Origin of the sequence: Lysobacter sp. OAE881 (assembly GCF_040546665.1) — a bacterium.
GTDB classification, from domain to species: Bacteria; Pseudomonadota; Gammaproteobacteria; order Xanthomonadales; family Xanthomonadaceae; genus Lysobacter_J; species Lysobacter_J soli.
Genome location: NZ_JBEPOG010000001.1, coordinates 2,810,229 through 2,832,041, shown reverse-complemented (window position 1 = coordinate 2,832,041; position 21,813 = coordinate 2,810,229). Strand labels below are relative to the sequence as shown.

At 62.5% G+C, this 21,813-nt stretch carries 18 protein-coding genes; 9 read left to right on the top strand and 9 right to left on the bottom strand.

Annotation, left to right across the window (positions count from 1 at the left end; translation table 11 throughout):
- Positions 1-71: 71 nt before the first annotated feature.
- The 4 genes from ABIE51_RS13125 to ABIE51_RS13110 all read right to left on the bottom strand — a co-directional run bounded on the left by ABIE51_RS13125 (position 72) and on the right by ABIE51_RS13110 (position 5,115).
- The gene (locus ABIE51_RS13125; protein ID WP_115841769.1) at positions 72-1,229 is read right to left on the bottom strand and encodes an isovaleryl-CoA dehydrogenase; all 1,158 of its coding nucleotides are present in this window, start codon (positions 1,227-1,229) and stop codon (positions 72-74) included.
- A gap of 183 nt (positions 1,230-1,412) precedes the next feature.
- Complete coding sequence (locus ABIE51_RS13120) at positions 1,413-2,120, bottom strand: carbonic anhydrase (RefSeq protein ID WP_192631067.1); 708 nt, start codon at positions 2,118-2,120, stop codon at positions 1,413-1,415.
- Between the two features lie 435 nt (positions 2,121-2,555).
- Positions 2,556-3,659 (bottom strand): Glu/Leu/Phe/Val dehydrogenase dimerization domain-containing protein, encoded by a 1,104-nt coding sequence (locus tag ABIE51_RS13115; protein ID WP_115841767.1) that lies wholly within the window; start codon positions 3,657-3,659, stop codon positions 2,556-2,558.
- Positions 3,660-3,849: 190 nt separating this feature from the next.
- Complete coding sequence (locus tag ABIE51_RS13110; protein ID WP_192631066.1) at positions 3,850-5,115, bottom strand: 2OG-Fe(II) oxygenase; 1,266 nt, start codon at positions 5,113-5,115, stop codon at positions 3,850-3,852.
- Between the two features lie 590 nt (positions 5,116-5,705).
- On the opposite strand from ABIE51_RS13110, the gene ABIE51_RS13105 reads away from it, so the two are divergent.
- From ABIE51_RS13105 to ABIE51_RS13085, 5 genes are all read left to right on the top strand, one after another.
- On the top strand, positions 5,706-9,164 hold the full coding sequence (locus ABIE51_RS13105; protein WP_192631065.1) for a methylmalonyl-CoA mutase family protein: 3,459 nt from the start codon (positions 5,706-5,708) through the stop codon (positions 9,162-9,164).
- Positions 9,165-9,250: 86 nt separating this feature from the next.
- Positions 9,251-11,032, top strand: coding sequence for an ATP-dependent nuclease (locus ABIE51_RS13100; RefSeq protein ID WP_192631064.1), 1,782 nt, complete (start codon positions 9,251-9,253; stop codon positions 11,030-11,032).
- Positions 11,033-11,044: 12 nt separating this feature from the next.
- Positions 11,045-12,133 (top strand): DNA cytosine methyltransferase, encoded by a 1,089-nt coding sequence (locus ABIE51_RS13095; protein WP_192631063.1) that lies wholly within the window; start codon positions 11,045-11,047, stop codon positions 12,131-12,133.
- A gap of 359 nt (positions 12,134-12,492) precedes the next feature.
- On the top strand, positions 12,493-12,726 hold the full coding sequence (locus ABIE51_RS13090) for a DUF2188 domain-containing protein (RefSeq protein WP_192631062.1): 234 nt from the start codon (positions 12,493-12,495) through the stop codon (positions 12,724-12,726).
- 201 nt (positions 12,727-12,927) lie between these two features.
- The gene (locus tag ABIE51_RS13085; RefSeq protein ID WP_192631061.1) at positions 12,928-13,401 is read left to right on the top strand and encodes a hypothetical protein; all 474 of its coding nucleotides are present in this window, start codon (positions 12,928-12,930) and stop codon (positions 13,399-13,401) included.
- Between the two features lie 345 nt (positions 13,402-13,746).
- Here ABIE51_RS13085 and ABIE51_RS13080 read toward each other — a convergent pair whose 3' ends face one another.
- From ABIE51_RS13080 to ABIE51_RS13070, 3 genes are read right to left on the bottom strand one after another with little or no spacing between them, the layout of a single operon-like run.
- The gene (locus ABIE51_RS13080; protein ID WP_192631060.1) at positions 13,747-14,415 is read right to left on the bottom strand and encodes a hypothetical protein; all 669 of its coding nucleotides are present in this window, start codon (positions 14,413-14,415) and stop codon (positions 13,747-13,749) included.
- Complete coding sequence (locus ABIE51_RS13075; protein WP_192631059.1) at positions 14,415-15,320, bottom strand: DUF6402 family protein; 906 nt, start codon at positions 15,318-15,320, stop codon at positions 14,415-14,417. Before ABIE51_RS13075 ends, ABIE51_RS13080 begins: the two co-directional genes overlap by 1 nt.
- Positions 15,321-15,327: 7 nt before the next feature.
- Positions 15,328-15,879, bottom strand: a complete 552-nt coding sequence (locus ABIE51_RS13070) for a PAAR domain-containing protein (RefSeq protein ID WP_192631058.1) — start codon at positions 15,877-15,879, stop codon at positions 15,328-15,330.
- A gap of 396 nt (positions 15,880-16,275) precedes the next feature.
- On the opposite strand from ABIE51_RS13070, the gene ABIE51_RS13065 reads away from it, so the two are divergent.
- Positions 16,276-16,530 carry an XAC0095 family protein gene (locus ABIE51_RS13065; RefSeq protein ID WP_192631057.1) on the top strand — a complete coding sequence of 85 codons (255 nt, stop codon included), beginning with the start codon at positions 16,276-16,278 and terminating at the stop codon, positions 16,528-16,530.
- A 469-nt stretch (positions 16,531-16,999) separates the two neighbouring features.
- Here ABIE51_RS13065 and ABIE51_RS13060 read toward each other — a convergent pair whose 3' ends face one another.
- Both ABIE51_RS13060 and ABIE51_RS13055 read right to left on the bottom strand, forming a co-directional pair.
- Positions 17,000-17,179, bottom strand: a complete 180-nt coding sequence (locus tag ABIE51_RS13060) for a hypothetical protein (RefSeq protein ID WP_192631056.1) — start codon at positions 17,177-17,179, stop codon at positions 17,000-17,002.
- Between the two features lie 846 nt (positions 17,180-18,025).
- Positions 18,026-18,502, bottom strand: a complete 477-nt coding sequence (locus tag ABIE51_RS13055; protein WP_192631055.1) for a hypothetical protein — start codon at positions 18,500-18,502, stop codon at positions 18,026-18,028.
- Between the two features lie 755 nt (positions 18,503-19,257).
- On the opposite strand from ABIE51_RS13055, the gene ABIE51_RS13050 reads away from it, so the two are divergent.
- From ABIE51_RS13050 to ABIE51_RS13040, 3 genes are all read left to right on the top strand, one after another.
- Entirely contained in the window at positions 19,258-19,728 is a 471-nt protein-coding gene (locus ABIE51_RS13050) for a hypothetical protein (RefSeq protein WP_192631054.1), read from the top strand.
- Positions 19,729-19,973: 245 nt separating this feature from the next.
- Positions 19,974-21,248, top strand: a complete 1,275-nt coding sequence (locus tag ABIE51_RS13045) for a PAAR domain-containing protein (protein ID WP_192631053.1) — start codon at positions 19,974-19,976, stop codon at positions 21,246-21,248.
- Positions 21,230-21,784 (top strand): hypothetical protein, encoded by a 555-nt coding sequence (locus ABIE51_RS13040; RefSeq protein WP_354504234.1) that lies wholly within the window; start codon positions 21,230-21,232, stop codon positions 21,782-21,784. The genes ABIE51_RS13045 and ABIE51_RS13040 overlap by 19 nt, the downstream gene beginning before the upstream one ends.
- The last annotated feature ends 29 nt before the right edge of the window (positions 21,785-21,813 follow it).

Below are 21,813 nucleotides of genomic sequence, written 5' to 3'. Positions count from 1 at the left end.
ACCGTCCGTGCAATGCAAAACGGCCGTCGATTCGACGGCCGTTTCGTTTCAGGCTACGGCTTCGCGACGGCTCAGTGCCGCTCTTCGAACAGCTCGCGGCCGATCAGCATGCGGCGGATTTCGTTCGTGCCCGCGCCGATGGCGTAGAGCTTGGCATCGCGCAGGATGCGGCCGGTCGGGAACTCGTTGATGTAGCCGTTGCCGCCGAGCGCCTGGATGCCTTCCAGCGCGACCTGCACCGCGGCTTCCGACGCATGCAGCAGGCACGAGGCGGCATCGACGCGGCTGCGATGGCCGGCATCGAAATCGCGGCCCACCTGGTAGGCGAACGCGCGGCTCGACTGCAGCGCGGTGTACATGTCGGCGATCTTGCCCTGCATCAGCCCGAACGTACCGATGGCCGCGTTGAACTGCTTGCGTTCGCGCACGTAGGGCAGGGCGATGTCGAGCGCCGCCTGCATCAGGCCGATCGGCCCGCCGGTCAGCACGAGGCGTTCGGTGTTCAGGCCGCTCATCAGCACCTTCACGCCGCGGTTCACTTCGCCGAGCACGTTCTCGGCCGGAATCTCGCAGTTCTCGAACACCAGTTCGCACGTGTTGGAGCCACGCATGCCGAACTTGTCGAGCTTCTGCGCGGTGGAGAAACCCTTCATGCCCTTCTCGACGATGAAGGCCGTCATGCACTGGCTGCCCGCGTCCTTGCCAGCGGTGCGCATGTAGACGATCAGCACGTCGGCTTCCGGGCCGTTGGTGATCCACATCTTGTTGCCGTTCGCGATCCACGTGCCGTCGCGAAGCTCGGCGCGGCAACTCATCGATCCGACCACGTCCGAACCCGCGCCCGGTTCGCTCATCGCGAGCGCGCCCTTCCATTCGCCGCTGCACAGCTTCGGCAGGTACTTCTGGCGTTGCGCGTCGGTGCCGTTCGCGTAGAGGTTGCTCACGCACAGATTCGAATGCGCGCCGTAGCTCAGGCCGACCGAGCCGGACGCGCGCGAGATCTCTTCCATCGCGACCAGGTGCGCGAGGTAACCCATCTCGCTGCCGCCATACTCGGCGGGGACCGTCATTCCGAGCAGGCCCATTTCGCCGAGCTTCGGCCACAGGTCCTGCGGGAACCAGTTCTCCTCGTCGATCTGCGCCGCGCGCGGTGCGATCTCGACCTCGGCGAAGCGGCGAACGGCGTCGCGCAGGGCATCGATTTCGTCACCGAGGGGGAAAGGGCGCATGGGAATCCTTGTGTTCGAGAGGGCGGCGCGATCGAACGCCGCGCGCGATGCGCCAATTCTAGGCGGAGGCGGTGAATCGGTCGTCGTGCGGTGCAATAAAACCGCGGTTTCAGGGGCCCAAAGCGAAGCGCCCCGCCACCGTACGCAACGGTGCGGGGCGCGATTGCGCGAAAGCCGTGGCGATCAGCCTTCGGCGTGGACCAGCGGACGGCCGTTCAGCGGCTGCACGTTGCGGTTGTTGTGGCGGTAGTGCGCCAGGAACGCGTCGATCTGCTTCTTCGACATCGTGACCGGCGCCGGCAGCACGTACCACTCCACGTTCTCGGTCAGCGGCGGCGTGGTGAGCGAGCCAAGGTAGTGGTAGTAGCCGCGTTGCGCCGGCAGCAGCGCGTCGATGTCGACCTCGTGCGGCGCGTTCTTTTTGTGCGCGAGGCTGTCGAGCACCGCCTGCGCCTGCGGATTGGCCTTGCCGACCTGGTACATCACGCCGACCACGGCCAGGCGCCCGTCCTGCGCCTTGAAGACGTAGTGGCCTTCCAGCGGATAGTGCCGGCCGTCGATGGTGTGCTCGCTCTCCGCGTGGAAGTGGAACTGCGTCAGCGCGAAGTGCCGGCCGCGGATCGTCGCGTCGGTGGCGTGCGTTTCGACTTCCACCGCGTGGCCGTTGTCGACGGCTTCCATCGGCGCGTGCGTGTGCGTGAACACCAGCGCCTGCGGTTCGTCGTCGCGCGCGGCGACGGCGTCGTGCGTGACGATGTCGATCGGCGACTGCGCCATGTCGTGCGCGGACTGCCATTGCGCCTGATGGTCGTAGTCGATGCGGCCATCGCCGGCGTTGGCTGCGAAGGCAGCGGCGAGACCGAGGGCGGCAAGGGGAAGGGCGATGCGCATGAAGGCAACTCCGAGTAGGGGGATGCCACTTTGCGCCGGGCGTTGTGCGGCGTCTTTCGGAATTGCCTGAAAAGCAGGCCGTTTGTCGCGTACCAACCCCGTCATCCCGGCGCAGGCCGGGATCCAGGCTGATACCGCTGATCGTCAGTGATAAGCCGCTTCTGTCATAGCGTGAGCCTGGGTCCCGGCGTTCGCCGGGATGACGGTGGAGGGGACAGTGGCGTCTCGATGCAAGAAGACCCACAAAAGAAAACGCCCGGACAAGCCGGGCGTTTCTCGAATCATTGCGCTGCAACCGCTGCCACGTCCTCCGCGGCCCACAGCCCCCTTTAGTAAAGGGGGCGCCGCGGCAGCGGCGGGGATTTGGAGGAAGACTGCTGGGGCCCGAAGTTTGCGAATGCAAACTTTGGGGATTTTCCAGTCGAGACTGGAAAATCAGTGCCCGCCGCGAATCCTGCCCTGGAAACGCGGAGCGCTGCGACCCAGCGGCAGCTTCAGCTTGCCGATCGCGGTGATGCGCTCTTCGGCCAGGCGGTCGGCCGCGCGGTAGGTCGGGATCGCGTCACGCTCGGCGATCTCGAAGATGCGCGCGAGGTTGTGGTAGATCGTACGCATCATGCGCATGGCGCGCTCGCGGTTGTAGCCGTCGAGTTCCAGCGCCACGTTCATCACGCCGCCGGCGTTCACCGCGTAGTCCGGCGCGTACAGGATGCCGCGCTTGGCCACTTCGTCGCCGATGGCGTTGTTGGCCAGCTGGTTGTTGGCCGCGCCGCAGATGACCTTGGCCTTCAGGCGGGGCAGGGTGCCTTCGTTGACGGTGCCGCCCAGCGCGCACGGCGAGTACACGTCGGCCGGCACGTCGTAGATCTCGTCCAGGCCCACGGCTTCAACGCCGTATTCCGAGACGGCCTTGTCGACCAGGCCCTTGTTGATGTCGGTTGCGAAGATCTTCGCGCCGCGCTCCTTGAGCAGCTTCACGAACTCCATGCCCACGTGGCCGAGGCCCTGCACGGCGTAGGAATACTTGCCGACTTCCTCGTCGCCGAAACGCTTGTTGAGCGTGGCCATCAGGCCCTGCAGCGTGCCGTAGGCGGTGAACGGCGACGGGTCGCCCGAACCGCCGTGGACCTGGTGCACGCCGGTGACGTACTCGGTCTCGCGGTATACGTATTCCATGTCGTTGACGTCGATGCCGACGTCCTCAGCCGTGATGTAACGGCCGCCGAGCGCCTCGACGAACTGGCCGAACGCGCGGAACAGCGCCTCGGACTTGTCGGTGGACGGATCGCCGATGATCACCGCCTTGCCGCCGCCGATGTTCAGGCCGGCAACCGCGTTCTTGTAGGTCATGCCGCGCGAGAGGCGGAGCACGTCGTTGAGCGCGTCCTGCTCGGTCTTGTACGGCCACATGCGCGTACCGCCGAGGGCCGGACCGAGCACGGTGTTGTGGATCGCGATGATGGCCTTCAGGCCCGCGTCCTTGTTGTGGCAAAACACGACCTGCTCGTGGCCGAAGGTGTCCAGCGTTTCGAAAATCATCGGGTGCTCCGCTGTTGGCGCGAGAGGTTGCGCGTCGCGCTTTACGCCAACTGTGATGGGTAAGTCGTTGAATCGAAATGGAAATGACACTGCGGCCAAGGTCCAGGACCCCGCCGCAGGCGCGACAGTCTAATCCAATCGGCCGGAGGGGACAGGCATGCCGACGGACGGCTTCGCCCGCGCTGCCCGTTCAGAAAGCCCGGTAGCGTCCCTGGCGCAGCCAGAGCGTTGCGAGCCATTTCTCGCCGCGTTCCACCGGTAAGCCGGCGTGCAGCGAATCCGGGTCGGGCGAGCCGTCCGGATGCAGGTTCTCGAACACCACCGCGCGGCCCGGCCGCGGTTCGACGCGCAGCGCGGCGACCGGGAACTCGGTCTGCCCGCCGGCTTCCACCGTGTTGAGGTAGGCGCAGATCGTGCGCATGCGGTTGCCGGCTTCCGGGCGGTCGCGTTCGATCGAGCTCGGCGGGCGGTAGTCGCGATGGGGGCGGTATTCCTGCCCTGGCTCGTAACGGAGCACGACCAGATGTTCGGCGTGGTCGAGTGGCATGCCAGCCGCGCTGGCCATGCGCAGTTGCACGCAGCGCAGCGCGAGGTCTTCCTGGATCGCGTCGAAGGACGCGTCGCTGCTGGTGCGGATCTCCTGCTCCATCGGCAACCCGGTGTCCGGATCGACCGTGCGCGAACGCGTGAGGTGCACTTCGGCATTCGCGATCAGCAGCCTGCATTCCTCGGCGCTGAGCAGGCCGTCCACCGTCATCACGCGCGGCCGCGTGGATTGCAGATGCAGATCCATCGGCTGCAATACGTCGTCCATCGACAGCACGCCCGGTGCGGTTTCGCTCCGCGCGAACTCCGGCACGACGATCTCCGGCAACGATCCCACGCCAATCGCCTGCAACTGCCCGCGCAGATCGGCGGCGGCTTCGGGCTGCGGCACGTCGCCTTCGCCGCGGGTGATGCGCTCCAGGAACAGTCGCGCCGCGATCACATCGCCGAGCCCCGCGCCGCGTTCGAGCAACTGCAGGCAGCGCAGCTGGTCCGCCGGATCGGCCTTGCGGCCGAAATGCACGGCAGCCGCGCGCAGCGCCGGCGGGTAATCGGCGCGAACCGCGCGCAGCACGCGCTCGTTGATGCGGCCATCGCGCGGCAACGTGCGTCCGCCCAGCGACATCAGCGCGAGGAAATACGAGGCGATCGGGCTTCCCACCGATTCGGCACGCAGCAGCCATTCCGCCGCGCGCAGCGGCTCGGCATCGCAACCCACGCCGTACATCAGCATGCGGGCGTATTCGATCTGCGCGTTCGCCAGCCCGGCTTCGGCGGCGCGGCGATGCAGGGTGAACGCTTCGTCCAGTTCGTGCCGTGCCACCAGCGCCGAGGCCAGCTGATAGAGCGCCTGCGGCGACCCGTCGTGGGCGCGGCGGCGGAGGTCGAGCAGGACGGCGTCTTCGTTCATGGCGGTTCGCGTGATCGGACGGCGAGTGTAGCCAGAAAGGAAGGGCGACTTTGCCGGGACGGGCGGTTGCTGGAGTCTCACGGGTTCCCCAAGGTTGATGCATCGAATCGCGTGCCGGCATCTCCATGCCCTTCATCCGATCCCCGTCATCCCGGCGAACGCCTGGACCCAGGCCCGTCGCGTCTGAAGCCACCGGGCGACAGGGTTGAACGCATGCCAGCCTGGATCCCGGCCTTCGCCGGGACAACGGCCTTTAGCCCCTCTCCCCCCGGGAGAGGGGTTGGGGTGAGGGTCGGGACGAGCGACTACGCCCGCGCTCGCGATGCCGACTGCCTTGCGCGCCGAGAAAATCAAGATGGATTCCAGCTTCCGCTGGAATGACGACTCGTAGCCCCTCTCCGCGCGCGGGAGAGGGGTTCGGGTGAGGGCCGGACGTGCGACCAGGCCGCGCTAGCAATTCCTATATCCCGAAACCCACGCCAGAGATGCCACAGCTGCGGCGGCTGCCAGCTCTCCCGCGCCGCACAACAAGCCCCTAATCCCCCTCGGGCTACAATACGGATTCGACCGTTTCCGTATTTCGAGCGTCCATGAGCACCCCCGCAAGCAACCTGCCCGAAGCCGCCACCCCCGCGTTGAATGAGAGCGGCAGCCCGCTGCGGTTCGTCACCGCCGCCAGCCTGTTCGACGGGCACGACGCCGCCATCAACATCATGCGGCGCCTGATCCAGGGGCAGGGGGCGGAGGTCATCCACCTGGGCCACAACCGCTCGGTGGAAGACGTCGTCCGCGCCGCGCTGCAGGAGGATGCCGACGGCATCGCTCTGTCGTCCTACCAGGGCGGCCACGTCGAGTACTTCAAGTACATGGTCGACATGCTGAAGGAGCGCGGCGCCGGCCACATCCGCGTCTTCGGCGGCGGCGGCGGCACGATCACGCCGGAGGAGATCCGCGAACTCCAGGCCTACGGCGTCGAGCGCATCTACCACCCCAACGACGGCATGCACATGGGCCTCGTTGCGATGATCGAGGACGTCATCCGCCGCGCCGGCGATGCGCGCAAGGCCGCGCAGCATCCCGACAAGACCGCTGATATCGACGACGAAATCAGCATCGGCCACACCCTCAGCGCCATCGAGGAGGGCATCTTCGACGAAGCCCAGCTCGCGCACCTTCGCAAGCAGTGGCAGCTGGCCGGCGGCAAGACGCCCGTCATCGGCATCACCGGCACCGGCGGCGCCGGCAAGTCGTCGGTCACCGACGAACTGCTCAACCGTTTCCTCGCCGCCTTCCCGGAGATGCGCATCGCCGTGATCTCCGTCGACCCCACGCGGCGCCGCACCGGTGGCGCGCTGCTGGGCGATCGCATCCGCATGAACTCGCTGCGTTCCAAGCGCGTCTATATGCGTTCGATGGCCACGCGCCGCCAGCACGCCGCCACCAATACCGTGCTGAAGGACTGCATCGGGTTCCTCAAGGGCCTGGGCTACGACCTGGTCATCGTCGAAACCGCGGGCATCGGCCAGAGTGATTCTGAAATCGTCGACCTCGTCGATTTCCCGATGTACGTGATGACCAGCGACTTCGGCGCGCCGAGCCAGCTGGAGAAGATCGACATGCTCGACTTCGCCGAGCTCGTCGTGCTCAACAAGTTCGACAAGCGCGGCGCGGAAGACGCCCTGCGCGACGTGCGCAAGCAGTGGAAGCGCAACCGCGTCGCCTTCCAGACCAAGGACGAGGACGTGCCGGTCTATCCGACCATCGCCTCGCAGTTCAACGACCCCGGCATCAGCTGGATGTTCGCCAACCTCTGCCGCCTGCTGCGCGACAAGCTCCAGCTGCCGGCCGACAAGTGGACGCCGGAGATCGACACCTCGCTGAAGGAACCGCGCGCCACGGTGCTGATTCCGGGCGCCCGCGTGCGGTATCTGGCCGAGATCGCCGAGCAGGGCCGCAGCATCAACGCAAAGATCGAAACGCAGGCGGAAGTCGCCGATCGCGCGCAGAGCTACTGGCAGTCGCTGAATGATCTTGGCGATGGAGCGCTGCCGAAGGCGCTGGACCTCTACGCCGCCGACGCCCTCACCGACGGCGGCGACAAGACGCTCCTCACCTTGCGCCAGCGCTACAACGACGCCGTGCAGTCGCTCACGTCCGAAGCGCTGAAGCTCCTGCGCGACTGGCCCGCGCGCCTGAAGTCGATCACCGACGAAGTCAACGAATACCAGGTGCGCGACAAGACGATCCGCGTCGAGAACTACCGCGAATCGCTGAGCCACCAGAAGATCCCGAAGATCGCCGCGCCTACCTACAAGAGCTGGGGCGAACTGCTGACCTTCCTGCAGAAGGAAAACCTTCCGGGCTACTACCCGTACACCGGCGGCGTGTATCCGTACCGCCGCACCGGCGAGGATCCCATCCGCATGTTCGCCGGCGAAGGCACGCCGGAGCGCACCAACCGCCGCTTCCATTACCTGTCCGTCGGCCAGCCGGCCGCGCGCCTGTCCACCGCGTTCGACAGCGTCACGCTCTACGGCGAAGACCCCGCCGTGCGCCCCGACATCTTCGGCAAGATCGGCAACTCCGGCGTCAACATCGCCACGCTCGACGACATGAAGAAGCTGTACTCCGGCTTCGACCTGTGCGCGCCGAGTACGTCGGTGTCGATGACCATCAACGGCCCGGCGCCGATCATCCTCGCGATGTTCATGAACACCGCCATCGACCAGCAGGTCGAAAAGTACCTGCGAAGCGACGACGCGCGCTGGAACGAAGCGCACGACAAGATCGAAATGCTGTTCGAAGGTCGCAAGCGCCCCGAATACAGCGGCATGTTGCCCGAAGGTAACGACGGCCTCGGCCTGGGCCTGCTGGGCCTGACCGGCGACCAGGTCGTCGACGCTGAAACCTACGCCAACATCAAGGCGCAGACGCTGGCCACCGTGCGCGGCACCGTGCAGGCCGACATCCTGAAAGAGGACCAGGCGCAGAACACCTGCATCTTCAGCACCGAGTTCGCCCTGCGCATGATGGGCGACATCCAGCAGTACTTCGTGGACAAGAACGTCCGCAACTTCTACTCGGTGTCCATCAGCGGTTACCACATCGCCGAAGCCGGCGCGAACCCGATCAGCCAGCTGGCTTTCACGCTCAGCAACGGCTTCACTATCGTGGAGTACTACCTCGCGCGCGGCATGAAGATCGACGACTTCGCGCCCAACCTGTCGTTCTTCTTCTCAAACGGCATGGACCCGGAATACACCGTCATCGGCCGCGTCGCCCGCCGCATCTGGGCGCGCGCCATGCGCGAGCGTTACGGCGCGTCCGCGCGCAGCCAGATGATGAAGTACCACATCCAGACCAGCGGCCGGTCGCTGCACGCGCAGGAAATCCAGTTCAACGACATCCGCACCACGCTGCAGGCGCTGTACGCGCTGTTCGACAACTGCAACAGCCTCCATACGAATGCATACGACGAAGCCATCACCACGCCGACCGAAGAAAGCGTGCGCCGCGCCGTCGCCATCCAGATGATCATCAACAAGGAACTGGGGCTCAACTTCAACGAGAACCCCTGGCAGGGCAGCTTCATCGTCGACAAGCTCACCGACATCGTCGAGGAAGCCGTCTACAAGGAATTCGAAGCCATCAGCGAACGCGGCGGCGTGCTGGGCGCCATGGACACCATGTACCAGCGCGGCAAGATCCAGGAAGAGAGCCTGTACTACGAGCACAAGAAGCACGACGGCACCCTGCCGCTGATCGGCGTGAACACCTTCCTGCCGAAGGACCACGGCGGCGACATCGTCACCGAGATCGAACTGATCCGCTCCACCGAAAGCGAAAAGGGCCAGCAGATCGACAACGTCGCCGGCTACCAGGGCAACCGCAACGGCTATGCGCCGGAGGGGTTGAAGGCGCTACAGGCGACGGCTCGGGAGCGGCGGAATGTGTTTGCCAGTTTGATGGAGGCGGTCAAGACGCATAGCCTTGGGCAGATCAGTCATGCGCTGTATGACGTTGGTGGCGAGTACCGGCGGAATATGTAACGTCAGAGGCTGGCTTGCGTGGGGTGTACCCAAGCGCAGCGATCATCTGACTAGACAAGGACTTCGTGCAGCTCAGGGGGAGCGGCGTGACGCAGATTCAGGACAAACTTACGAAGCTTGTACGCCACAAGAAGATGGGTCCTTATATCGAGCATATAAGGTTCCCGTTTTATAAGAGCATTAAGCCCGGCACAAGGATCGACTTCACCTATCCCATCACGGCGCTCGTCGGGCCGAATGGCACGAACAAGAGTTCGGTCTTGCGCGCCATCATGGGCTGCCCAGATGGATCGAATCTAGGGAACTATTGGTTTGCTACAAAGCTCGATCCGATAGCGGACGATGAGAACAACCGACCCGCGTTTATTCATGGGCACTTCAATGAACATCACGACGGGGTTGTGGAGGTGCTCAAGCTCCGCATTTCCAGAGAGGATGACCCGAACTACTGGGAGCCGTCGCGCCCGATTAGACGCTATGGCATGGAGAGAATGCCTGAGCTCGATCCAAAGAAGCCGATGCCGCCGGGGCGGACAAAGACACGCTGGAACCCGGTCGACAAGAAGGTCATCTACTTAGACTTTCGCTCGATGCTGAGCGCATTTGACAAGTTTTTCTACCATGGGGATATGGCAAAGCGGACGCTCTCTCAGAGTGCGCGTCGTGAACTCATCGTCAATCGGGCTCCTCATCTCAAAGCGGTGGTTGAAGGTGGCTTGACGTCTTATGAGTTCCATAAAGTTGAACGCGTGCTCAGCAATGTGGAGTTGCCTGGCGCGGTAGTGGAGATTATCGGCCGTATCTTGGGTAAGAAGTACGAGTCAATTCGGCTCGTAGAGCACGCATTCTTTAATACGGTTGGTTACTCTGCGATTCTCGGAACTGCGAATCGCAAATATTCGGAGGCTTTTGCCGGTAGCGGCGAGTTTGCAGTTGTAATGAGCGTCTATCAGATCATGGAGAAGGCGCAGCCCAACTCGCTAATTCTGATGGATGAGCCTGAGGTGTCGCTTCATCCTGGGGCTCAGAAGCGACTGATTCAGTTCATCGAGAGCGAGGTCGACAAGAATCGGCATCAGGTTGTCATATCGACTCACTCGCCGGGGATCGTGCGGCTGTTGCCGCGACATGCGGTCAAGGTGTTTGCCGAGCTCCCGACAGGTGAGGTTTTCATACCTACGCAAGAAGCTACGCATGCGGAGGCGTTCTTTCGCTTAGGCGAGCCGCTCGATGACAAGAAGTACCTGGTTGTTGAGGATCGCCTCTCGTCGGAGATCGTTAAGAAGGTTTTGCGCGATGCGGGCGACGCGTACATGGCGAAGTTTGAAGTTACTTCATACCCTGGTGGCGCCGCTTCTTTGTGGAAGCGGTTCGTTCCGGTCTTCGCGGCCGAAGAGCGCGACGACGTACTCGTAGTGCTGGACGGGGATCAGCGGCCGGGATCTCCTATCCCAGATCCGACAAGCATCCCGGCGAGTAGCAACCCGGCATTAGGGGATGTCATTAAGGCGTTCACGGGTTGCGAGATCGAGTTTGCGATTGACGGCGGGGCTCTAGGTGGCGATAAGGAGCAGCTTTATCAAGTTCAAAGGCAATTTATTGCTTGGGCAAGGGGCAATGTGCGATATCTGCCGGGCGAGGTAGCTCCGGAGGTTTTCATCCTCTCGAAGATGGCTGGCGCCGTTCCGATGACAGCGGCGGAAGCTAAGGATGAGTGTGTTCGCCGTACGGCCGACGCCCTCGGCCTGAGTGCAACAGAGTCGCCAAACGGTAATGAGATTTTTCATTGGCAACGAACGGTGCTGGCCTCGATTGCGACAAGTGAGCCTGAACTGGTTGCGTTGAGGCAGATGCTGGACGACCTTTGAGTCGAGGACGAGATGGCTAAGAGCGGTGTGACTTTGGACGTTTTCGACTTCTTCTCGGGGTGCGGAGGGACAAGCTGTGGCTTTGCGCTCGCTGGGATGAACATCAAGTTCGCACTTGACTTTGATCATGAGGCGAGCAGCACGTTTGCCGCAAACTTCCCAGATGCTGTCGTAATGACCCAAGACATTCGCCAGCTGAAACCTCAGGACTTGAGTTCAATTGTAGGACGGCGGCAGCGCCCACTTTTGTTCTCTGGGTGTGCCCCCTGTCAGCCGTTCTCGAAGCAGAACCTCTCCAAGTCTTCTAAGGACTCTCGTCGGTCTTTGTTAGGTGAGTTCGGGCGCTTCGTTGAGCATTGGCTTCCCGAGTATGTATTCATTGAGAACGTGCCAGGGCTACAACGCATTCAATCCAAGGACGGGCCGCTTTCCGCATTCGTACGTCTCTTGCGAAGGCTCGGATATGACGTGAAAACAGACGTGCTCCCGGCTTCGGCCTATGGGGTGCCGCAAACTCGTCAACGCCTGGTGCTGTTGGCAAGCTTAGTCGGGGACATTGAGTTGCCGGCGCGCAGTCATGGGGAGAAGTTGACGCCAACTTCTACTGTTCGCCACTGGATTGAAGACTTAGCTCCAATTGAGGCAGGTCAGGTGCACCCTGATGACCCCGATCACCATAGTGCGGTTCTCACTGACATCAATCTAAAAAGGATCCGGGCGACACCAGAAGGTGGGGGGCGTGAGTCGTGGCCGCAGGATCTATGGCTGCAATGTCACGTCGGCCACGAAGGACATAAGGATGTGTACGGAAGGCTTTCGTGGGATCGTCCGGCCTCTGGCTTAACGACCCGTTGCATTAGCTATTCGAATGGCCGCTTTGGGCACCCTGAGCAAGATCGTGGTTTAAGCGTCAGAGAAGCGGCGTGCCTGCAGACGTTCCCTAGATCGTTTCGGTTTCATGGTTCGTTGAGCTCGAAGGCTAAACAGGTTGGCAATGCTGTGCCGCCATTGATGGCGAAAGCATTCGCAGATCAGATCCGTCGCCATTGGCAACTCCGTCAGCAGCGTATCCCGGGTAAGCGAAGCGAACCCAGGGTGTGAGGCAAAGGGGAGGCGCGTCAACCGACGCGCCTCCTATCGTTCCGGGCCGCCTACTTCAGCTTCGTCGGCACCTTCTCATCATCGCCAACCCGCACGGTCCCGCTGCTTGGGCTTCCGGGGCCTTGACCGCAGCCCGCGTAGGATGGGTTGAGCAAAGCGAAACCCATCGACGATAGCCACGTCCGCTATCAGACGCGCGGCTTGAGCAAACCGCCCCCTGTCGGTCTCCACCTGATCGCCGCCCCGCCCCGCGACTTCTTCTGACACCGCAGCACCCTGCAAACGCGCTGAGTGAGACCCATCTGCGCGATCCTGCGGGTGACCTACGGAAGGTCCGTAGGCATGACAAGGAGGCAGGTATGACCAAGAAGGACATCCACGTGGTTCCGCACGCGGACGGCTGGGCGGTGCAGAGGGAAGGCGGCGAGCGTGCCAGCTCGCTCCACTCGACCAAGGAAGCGGCGATGCACGAGGCTCGCGACATGGGCCGTCGTGACAAGGTGGAAGTCGTGGAGCACGGCAAGAACGGGAAGATCCAAGGCAGTAACAGCTACGGGAACGATCCCAACCCGCCGAAGGACACCAAGCCGTAACCCGGTGTTCCCGCCGCGACGGCGTTTTTCGACCAAAGGCCCGCTTCGGCCGGCCTTTTCTTTGCGCTCATCTCAACCCGACTTTTTCACCCCCGACTCGGAATTTCCGTACCCCTCGACGCGCGCTTCGCCGACGGCGAGGGAAGTAGTAGGGCGATGACGATCTAGACGCCCGCTCCGGGCGATTACTTGGAATCCGTCATGTCGCAGAACCTCATCTCCCTTACGCTTTCCGACGAACAGCTGGCCGCCGTGGACCAGGCGCTGTCCTCACTGGAAGCCGCGCTCACCGGCCTGATCGCGCTGGACACCGACGCGCGCAAAGGACTCAGCCGCATGGGACCGAAGTCGGAGCAGTTCTGCCGCCAGACGCTCAGCGTGCTGACGGAGAACCCGCAGGTGGTACCGGCCAGCATCGGGCTGGCCGAGGCGCTGGTCGATCTGCAAACGCTCGACCGCCTGCGTCCGCGCCTCAACCGACTGCGCAAGCTGACGGAGCGTGCGGAAGATTCCGAGACCGCGCTGGGCAGCGACGTGATGTCGCTAGCGCTGGAAGGGTACGCACTGCTCAAGGTGGCCGGCCGCAATCAGGGGCTGGAGGCGCTGCGGCGTGAATTGTCCGGCCGTTTCAACAAGACACCGTCTGTCGAACGCACGGCACCGACGCCCGCCTGACGCCGCGCGGCGCATTGAGCGCCGCGTGCACCCCGAAAAGCTGCTCCCGAGCGGCTTTTCGCGTTTGTGGCGACGCGGTTTGCGCTTGCTTCGACGCTTTTCGCGAAGTCGCTGGCGAAAGAAGCGTCATCGCCGCCGCTTTTCTGATTGCTGCCTTCGTCCGAAGGCGTCGATGCCGACACTTTCCGCGCCGCCGCTCCCGCTCCAAGCGCCAGAGTTGGCGAAAAAAGCGCCTGAGACGGGGCTTTTCGCGTCGAGGGGTAACGGAAAAGGCGTCGCGATTGACGCTTCAGGTGCCGCGAGAGGCACATTGAGCCCCAACGTCGGCGATTGTGTTGACGAGAGCTAGTTTCCGCCAGCCTGTATGGGCCACTCGTATGTACTCAGCGCTTCGACGACGCCCGCGTCGTTTGCGTACTTCGCGCGCAGCGTCTCGAGACGTTTGTCCGTTCCATCACATGCCCGGTTGATCTCGTCAATCTTCGGGGAGTCGTTTCCCCTGATGCCCGGGTCCGGAATCTCTCCTCTCAAGTGATCGCAGACATTCCTGTCCGAGACGAAGGCCTCCACCTCGTCAGGGATTGCTCCCCTGCACGGTGGCAGGTCGTCTGCCAGATAGACAAATCCGACCGACATTCGGCGGGAGTACTCCTGCGGCCAGTGCACGCCACCGGGCCCGATCATCGTCAGGTCGTAGACGGCGGACTCGCCGAGCTTTTGGCCGGTCCTGCTGTTGTACAACCGAAAGAACGCGGGTGCCTCGTTTGGCATCCACGGTGCGTACCAATTGTCGAGTGGCGTCCAGTTTTCTTGCGGGTCGCGCGCCGGGTGAAAGGACGCCGGAATCACCCAATGGGGCGCGTATTGGACCAGCCGATAACAGCCGCCGGGGCTCAACTCAGTCTTCGCGACGGTGGCGAAGGCCTTTTCCCACCATTGCGACGCGAAGAAGAGGAAGGCGGTCACGCTGATCGTGGCGGCAAGCGACATGAGGGCAACCTTGAGCAAGCGCATCACGGATACTGATCCAAGTCGACGACGGCGTTGATGCGCTCCCACTGGATATCGGAGACGACGAAGAAGTCGCCGCCTCGGCCAGTCTTGGCCCGATAGTCGCGAAAGTCGCCGTTCGTGATGAGCCCAAGTGGTGAATCGTCTCTGGCTTCGTAGATGCGTCGCGCCGCGTAGGTCCCGGCTGCGATCGTCTCCGCTTTAGTCAGCACCCGCTTGTCGGTCCATGTTCCAAGGTATTGGGGGCCATTGAAGTCATAGGTGTCGAGGATGTAGAAGCCGAGATAGTCAACCTTGAAGAGTCTTTTTCCGCGCTCGTTTAGTGCTGTGCCGACAACACCAACCTTGAGGTTTGCAAGTCCCAAAGCGCCGTAGATTTCGTCCAGCGTGTCGGTTCTTTCCCCAAGATCGGCGACATTGATCTGGCACGTTTTGTCCATCAGCCGGGAACTCATTCCGTAGAAGCCCAACGAATGGGGGCGCGTTCCGTCCCATCCGCTGGCGTACACCAGATCTCGCAACCGTGTCATTCCCTTCTGCGTGTGAAATGACCTGGACCTCGCCAGATCGACTGCTGCACGGCAGCGTTCAAACTGGCTCGCCCATCGCATCGTGACGATGGTCTCATCCACCTGCTGCCAGGGAAGGTCTGCCAGATTCCGCGCCGCCTTCTGTTCGGCGCTCATTGCGAAGGCCGGAGTGTTGAACCAGCGCTCCATCAGGCGCGCTGCGGTGATCCACCCCATATGTCGCATCGCACCAGGCAGCTGAGTGATTTCTAGCCGACGGGCCCGAACCTTCTTAGGCTCTGTCTTCTGCCTTGGGCTCAGAACGGACTGGGCATCTTTCAGCACGAACAGTGCGTCGCTCTCTACCGCATTTGTCAGGGAAAAGTCGTTCAATGACATGGCTTTCTCACTTCAGGATGGGCGAGGGGGCGGATATGGTGGCGATGACCCGCCGCGCGCTTTCGTCGGAGCAAAGTGGGGTGAGTCCGTTCTCGTTGAGTCTCCCCGGAATCGCCTGAGCGTCTTCCGGAAAGATTACGAAGGTCAGTCCGCTCAATGGATCGGCGTGCTCGTCATCGAAGAAGTGGAAATGCTCGTCGAAGCCTTGCTCGCTTTTGGCATGCTGTGGCGAGCTTCGTTCGTCACGGGAGTACGCAGCCTGTCGCAGCGTCGCGTCCGCAACTTCCACCGAAGAAAGCCTTTGCTGCTTGGAAATGAGTTTGTGCCCACACGCCAAGGCACAGCCGTCGTATGCGACTTGCAGATTCGTAAAGAAGAAGCTGCATCCTTCGATCACCGTCGTCGGCCCGCATTGCCCGCATAGCACCTTGTGTCTCAATGCCACGACTGGGCGCTTGGCGCCATCCAGACACTCGATCATGTAACCCGGATAGCCTTCTATCGCTTCGCCGCCGCCGGTGGTTGGGTCGCCAACCACGATCACATATCGCTGAACCATTGCATCTCCTTGTCCGCGCCGCTGATGCGACGCTCTGAGGAGAGCAATCAGGAGCGCGTGCGGCAACGCGAAAGTGTCGGGCGCGGCGCTCCGTCGCAACTGCGTATTGGGCTGCGAAAAAGACTCATTGCCCACCCGCAATCGCCCCAACAAACTCGCCCTCAAGGAGAGTCGAAGCTCCTCACTAAGCGGTAACCCGCCACCGAAACACAGGCGGGTTTCTTATGTCCGATTCCTGGGCATATATCCGACGCAACGATCATCCGCGTCGGGAGGGCGGCTAATACAACACCTCGCTAGAGGGAATACGCCCGCCGGCTTAGTGCGGCTTCGAACCTCCCGACACCTTGCGCCGAATCCCCGGCGCAAGCCCGGCTGGTTTGCTGGAGACCCCGCATGAGCAAGGACACGCGTTCCATCCCCGCCGCATTCCGCGGCTACCTGCTGCCCCGTTCCGCCCACGACTCGCTGATCCACACCCGCGACCAGCTGCGTCTGCTGGCGCAGTTCACCGAAGCCCGCAGCGAATCGTCCGAGTACATCGTCATCCCACCTGACGCGCTGTCCGAACTCTTCGAACGCACCGCGTCCTACGTGGACGATGCGTTGTCCCTGGCCATCGACCACCGCCCCGCCGCTGAACCCGCCTGAAGCCCCCGCGTGCGTAGCCCGGGTAAGCGCAGCGCACCCGGGTTGCGTCACCGCGAGCGCGCCGCATGCACGCCAATCAGCGAATCGGCACCGAAGCGGGAACCACCCGTTTCGGCAGTGGATCCGGCCCGGAAGCAAAAGGAACTGGCGCAAAGGAGTCTCTCGAAAGGGCTTCGCGTTCCCGAACAGAGTGGCCCGATTCCGGCATGGCGCCGGGCGCCATGGGGCAGGGCGGCAGATCGTCAGCAAGCCGAACGTACCCGGCCGACATCCAACGCATGTCGTGCACAGGCCAATGCACATCCCCTGTTTCGAGGCCGAAGAGGTCGTATACCGGTGATTCACCCAGCTTCTTCCCGTTGCTGTCGAAGAGGCGGAGGAAGCCTGGCGCTTCGTGTGGCATCCACGGAGCAGACCAATCCTTGAGCGGATTCCATTTCTCTTCTGGGAACCGGTCCGGATGGAACGCCTAGGGCATGATCCAGAACGGCTCATACTCGACAAGCCGGTAGCAACCGCCCGGGCTGATCGTGGTGCGTACGGCCGTCGCGAAAGCCTTCTCCCACCACAGAGAAGCGAAGAACAGGAAGCGCAGGACGCTGATCACGCACATCACCGCCACGGCGGCGCCCTTGATGAGTCGTGTCAACGTCAAACTCCGGTAAGAGCCTTGCGACTAGATGTACGGCTCGTTTGCAGGAGGCAGCTCACAAGTTCCCAATGTCGCCTCTCTCTTCTTGCGGGGCTGCTCCATCTTCCGCCCGTGGCGCCGACGGGGCAGGCGAAAGCCACCGCCCCCTACGGGCTCCGTCCAGCTCGTACGCTGACATTCCCCATGATTCGTAGGCTTGGACGTCGAACAGAAGGGCCAGATTTCCCGCTCTGCGGACGTCGCCTAACCCGGCAAGCGAGTAGCTGGTGGGTTGGCTCTCGCAGCCGTCGCAACCGGACTGTGCTTGGGTGTGTTCGATGCGCCACTTTCGACTAAGCGAACGGACAAATATGCCCAGGTAGGATCTGAGGTGGAAATCGCCTTTCGAGTCGATCCACCGGGTCTCGGAGGTAACGACGGCCACATCGCTGCGCTTGCCTGACGTGTCCGTGATAACGGTGACCACCTCGGGGCGACGCAAGTCTTGTCTGGATGGAAGCGGGCCGTGCCTCGATGGGGTATCGAACGCCGTGAGCTCAAGTCGCTCGGACGGCGTCGCCGGTCTCGCCTTGTAGTTGGCAGTCGAGTCTCCGCCGCAAGCTCGGTTGATGTCGTCAATTGTCGGCGAATCGCTACTGCCGACGCCTGGCTCGGGTACCTCGCCTCTCATGTGCTCGCAGAGTTCGCTGTCCCAGACGAACTCGGCTTCCCCGGGCAACGTGCTTGACCCGGAAGGAGCCATTTGCCCCGTGCATGACGTAAGCAAGAGGCACTGCATCAGACTGAGGGTGGCGTTGCAAAGGCGGGATCTGAGGCGTCGGAGCAGAAGTGCGGTTAGCCCCATCAATCGCACGCGTCACCCACTTCGTAGATCCACCACTGTCCGTTTCGGTAGCGAAGTTTCGTCACGTCGACGCAGGCTTCATTCGAGGCAACAAGCTCGATCTCGCCATCCGGCCTGACTACAACATCGTATGTCCACTCGGAAGAACCTTCGAAGTAATGAACGTAATCTGCGGCCCAGGGCTTGCTCAGGATCCTGACTTCCTCGGCCGGGTCACCGGTGCCGTAGCTGGAATGCGTCACGACGTCATCCAGCTGCCGCGTGATATCGGAAACAAGCTCGTCCGTCTTGCTCGCGCAAAGGATGGCGTTTGCCAACCGGTAGGCCGCATCGGAACCGGGCACCGACTGTTCAACCCTTTGCCACGCCAAGAGCGAGGCGCCACACTCCCACGCGACCGTGTTCTCCTTCGGAAAGTCCTGCGCAGAGGTGCTGCCGGCGGCAGCTATGATCAGAAGTGCCAACACGCGTTTCATGAGGTCTGTTTCAGTTGGAGCGAGTCCGGGCGGCGTCCATGTTCGCTACTCGCACTGTGTCGCCATTTCTCGCACCATCCATCGTCCGTCCCTTATCTCGGCGTGCATGTCCATAGCGCATACGAAGTTGTTCAGCTGCAACCGGGCACGACGCCCGTGCTGGATCGTCAGTTCTCCGTAATCGCTGTTGGTGCTCGCCGTAACTATCGATGCGGCCTCGGCACTGGAGACTGCTCGTGTACCACGGATGATCTTCCCATGCGTGTCGAATATCTCGTCGATGTAACGGACCGAGGAAGGGAGGTGCTGCTTGATAGATGCAGCACTTCCTTCGTCCGGGCAGAGAACATTGGAGGCCAGGTGCCAGAGTGAGTTGGGCGAGTAAGCCGCAGCGAAAATCTGGGCTCGGAATCGCAATGCCTCGTTTGCTTCGAATGGGTTCCCCGAGGTCACATCTGCGGTGGTTGCGGCATCCGCGAGCCCGGTGCTAGGCAGGAGTAGAAGACAGAAAGCGACTTGATGTATGGGGTGCACGTTGGCTCCTATTCGCTCGTCTTCGTCAATAGCCGAAACGTGCAGGTGGTTTCGGTATGTGACCAAGCCCGACACTGCCACCCACAGGGCGCCGGTTCATTGGGAATGTTTCGAAGGGGCAGGGCAGGCCCAACCGCGCGTTGCGCACTAGAAGGGCTGTCCGATCGTGCCCGCACTCGCCGTTGGCCTACGTACGCGGCCCCACGCCGCCGGAGGCATGCATGGACGTCAGAACCTTCACCGCCGTTGCCGCGGTCGCCATCGTGCTGTGCCTCCCCGCCTGCAACCGTAAGGCGCCCGACTCGGGCACTGACACCCAGCAACAGGCCCTCGTCCAACGCACGCAGGCGTTCAAGCGTGATGCCGCTGCCTCGCCGCAACTTACACAGGCGCGCAAGGCGGAGCTGGAACGACTCGCGACCGATGTCCGTGCGTGGCAGGCGCGAACTGGGCGCAACGATGTGCGAGTGACGAAGGACTCGGTAAAGACGCGCCGCAACGACAGCCCCGGCGGCGGCAGCGGGTGCGAAGACTGCCCCGGCTATCGCGTGGACGGCGACCGCATCTGCTTCCTCGAATCGGAAGGCGAATGCCCGGTGGACGATGGCAGCGACCTGCAGTTCGGCCGTGTGTGCGTCTACACCTGCATCTGGATCGGTGCCTATCCGGAGCCGGCGCGGAAAGGTTCGTAACTTCGCCGCGGGGACGGCGAGACAGCCACACCGCGTTTGTAGCGAGGGTAAGCGTAACGCACGAGGGTTGGCCTTCCCGCGAACCTCGACGTTGAGTGCACCCGGGTGCTGGCTTCGCCCTTCCCCGGGCTACAGAAACCGATTGCTCTTTCGGAATCGTCCGAAATCCCTTTGTCCATGGCACTCACATGATCGGGTGCGACGCGCCGTTGGCGTCGTCGTATCCGGGCTAATGGAGGGCAGTCATGTTGGGTGGAAAGGAAGGTTTCATTCGTTTGGGAGACAAGGTCGAAGGTGGCGGGTCGGTCATCTCGGCAAGCGGAAGCGGCTTCACGGTGGATGGCAGGCCAGTCGCGCTGCAGGGTGACCTTGCCGAATGTGCGACGCATCAGGGCGTGTTCGCCTTCGTGGAAGGAGACCCGAATTTCATCATCGACGGTCGTCCCGCCACGTTCGACCGGATGAAGCTGGCCTGCGGCTGTCGCGTGCTTTCGTCGTGCAACTATCAGTGGGGGCGGTCGCCGCCTGCTCGCGAACAGGTTGCGCGCTCCACAGCACCGGTCACCACGTTCCAATCGGGGGTGACCGCAAGTGCCGGCGAAACGTTCGACGAGCAGATCAGGTTTGTCGCCTTCGACGGCAGTCCCGTCTCCAAGCTTCCGTACCGTTTGACCCTTGCGGACGGTTCCCACGTTTCCGGTACCACCGACTCCAGTGGCTTCACGGAGCGCGTGCGGACGACAGGTTCTGTGGCGGTCACGGAAGCCAGGTTCGCTGCAGCGCCCACGGCCACGTTCTGCTGCGCGAAGCAGGCTCACGGTGGAGAAGGCAAACCGTTCCCGGTTGCGGGTGTGGTGACGAACGCGGTTGGCGTCGGCAGTTCAAGTGCCGTGGTGCAAGTCCCGAGGGGGAAGTCCAGGCCGCTGACCTCGGGCGAGATTGGAATGGCTCGACGCATCTTCAAGGACGCGATCGACTATGGCGCGGTCAAGGTCTTCAACGAGGAGTTCCTGCCGTTTGGCCTTCAGGACGATTGGACAACGATTACCCCAAACGGGAACTTGTACTGCCCGAAAAATCACTACGTCGATGACTTCGCGATGCTGATTCCGCAAGATAAGTGGAAGACGCAACTCTTCATGCACGAGATGGTGCATGTGTGGCAGTTCCAGATGGGATATCCGGTGAAAGTAGCCGGCATTCCTCTTCAGAGCGCCGAGCTGGCCGCCAAGCCGTTCGGCAAGACCGTGTACAGCTACGAGATTCGTCGCACCCACCACATCGATTCCGTGTCGTTTTCCGGGCGGATGGCAAGGCGATGGACTGAGGTTCCCCACCTGTCGTCTTTCAACATGGAACAGCAAGGGGACCTGCTTGCGGATTACTACTGCTTGATGGTCCAGCGTCCCGACCTGATGTCGAGGAGCGGCCAGGCGGTCAGTGAGCCCAGCTTGTTCCACGATGTGCTTGCGGGATTCATGGCAGAGCCGCATCGCGCCGAATGGTTGCCGCGCCTGTGAGCGCCCTGATGATTCGAGCTATTGCGGCCGCAGTTGCTCTGACGGTCCTTGGGCTAATGCCAATTGCGGGTGCCGTGTCATTCGGCGTTGACGGTCAGCCGACGGTCTATGAAGACAACGGTCGCCTGTGCTTCGGCGTTCAGCGTTACGTCTACTCGCACTCGGTCATCTCGTTTCTCAACTGGAGCCGCGACATCGATTCTCGGGATGTCCGCCTTCTGGATCTTTCCGTGGGCACGGGCGGGAGCGACTGGAGTGTCAAGCACGAGGCTGCGCCCGTGTCCGGGATGAGACTGCGAGGGGCCACGCGGATCTGCTACGGGGATGCTCCGGCTGGCTTTGTAACAACCGATGAGCCGGACCCACTCGTAGCCGGGCGGTACTCGATCCTGATGAATGCACGTGACGAGGAAGGCAGCCTCCGGTTCTATCGGCAGTTCTGTCTCGCGGGTGAAGGGCGTCTGGTCGACTGCGAACAAGAGAAAAAGCCACCAGCATCGTTCCTGGAGCAGTTCTTCGGCTGGGTGTTCGGCTAGTGATCGCAGTAGGCGCCGCAGTAACTCGT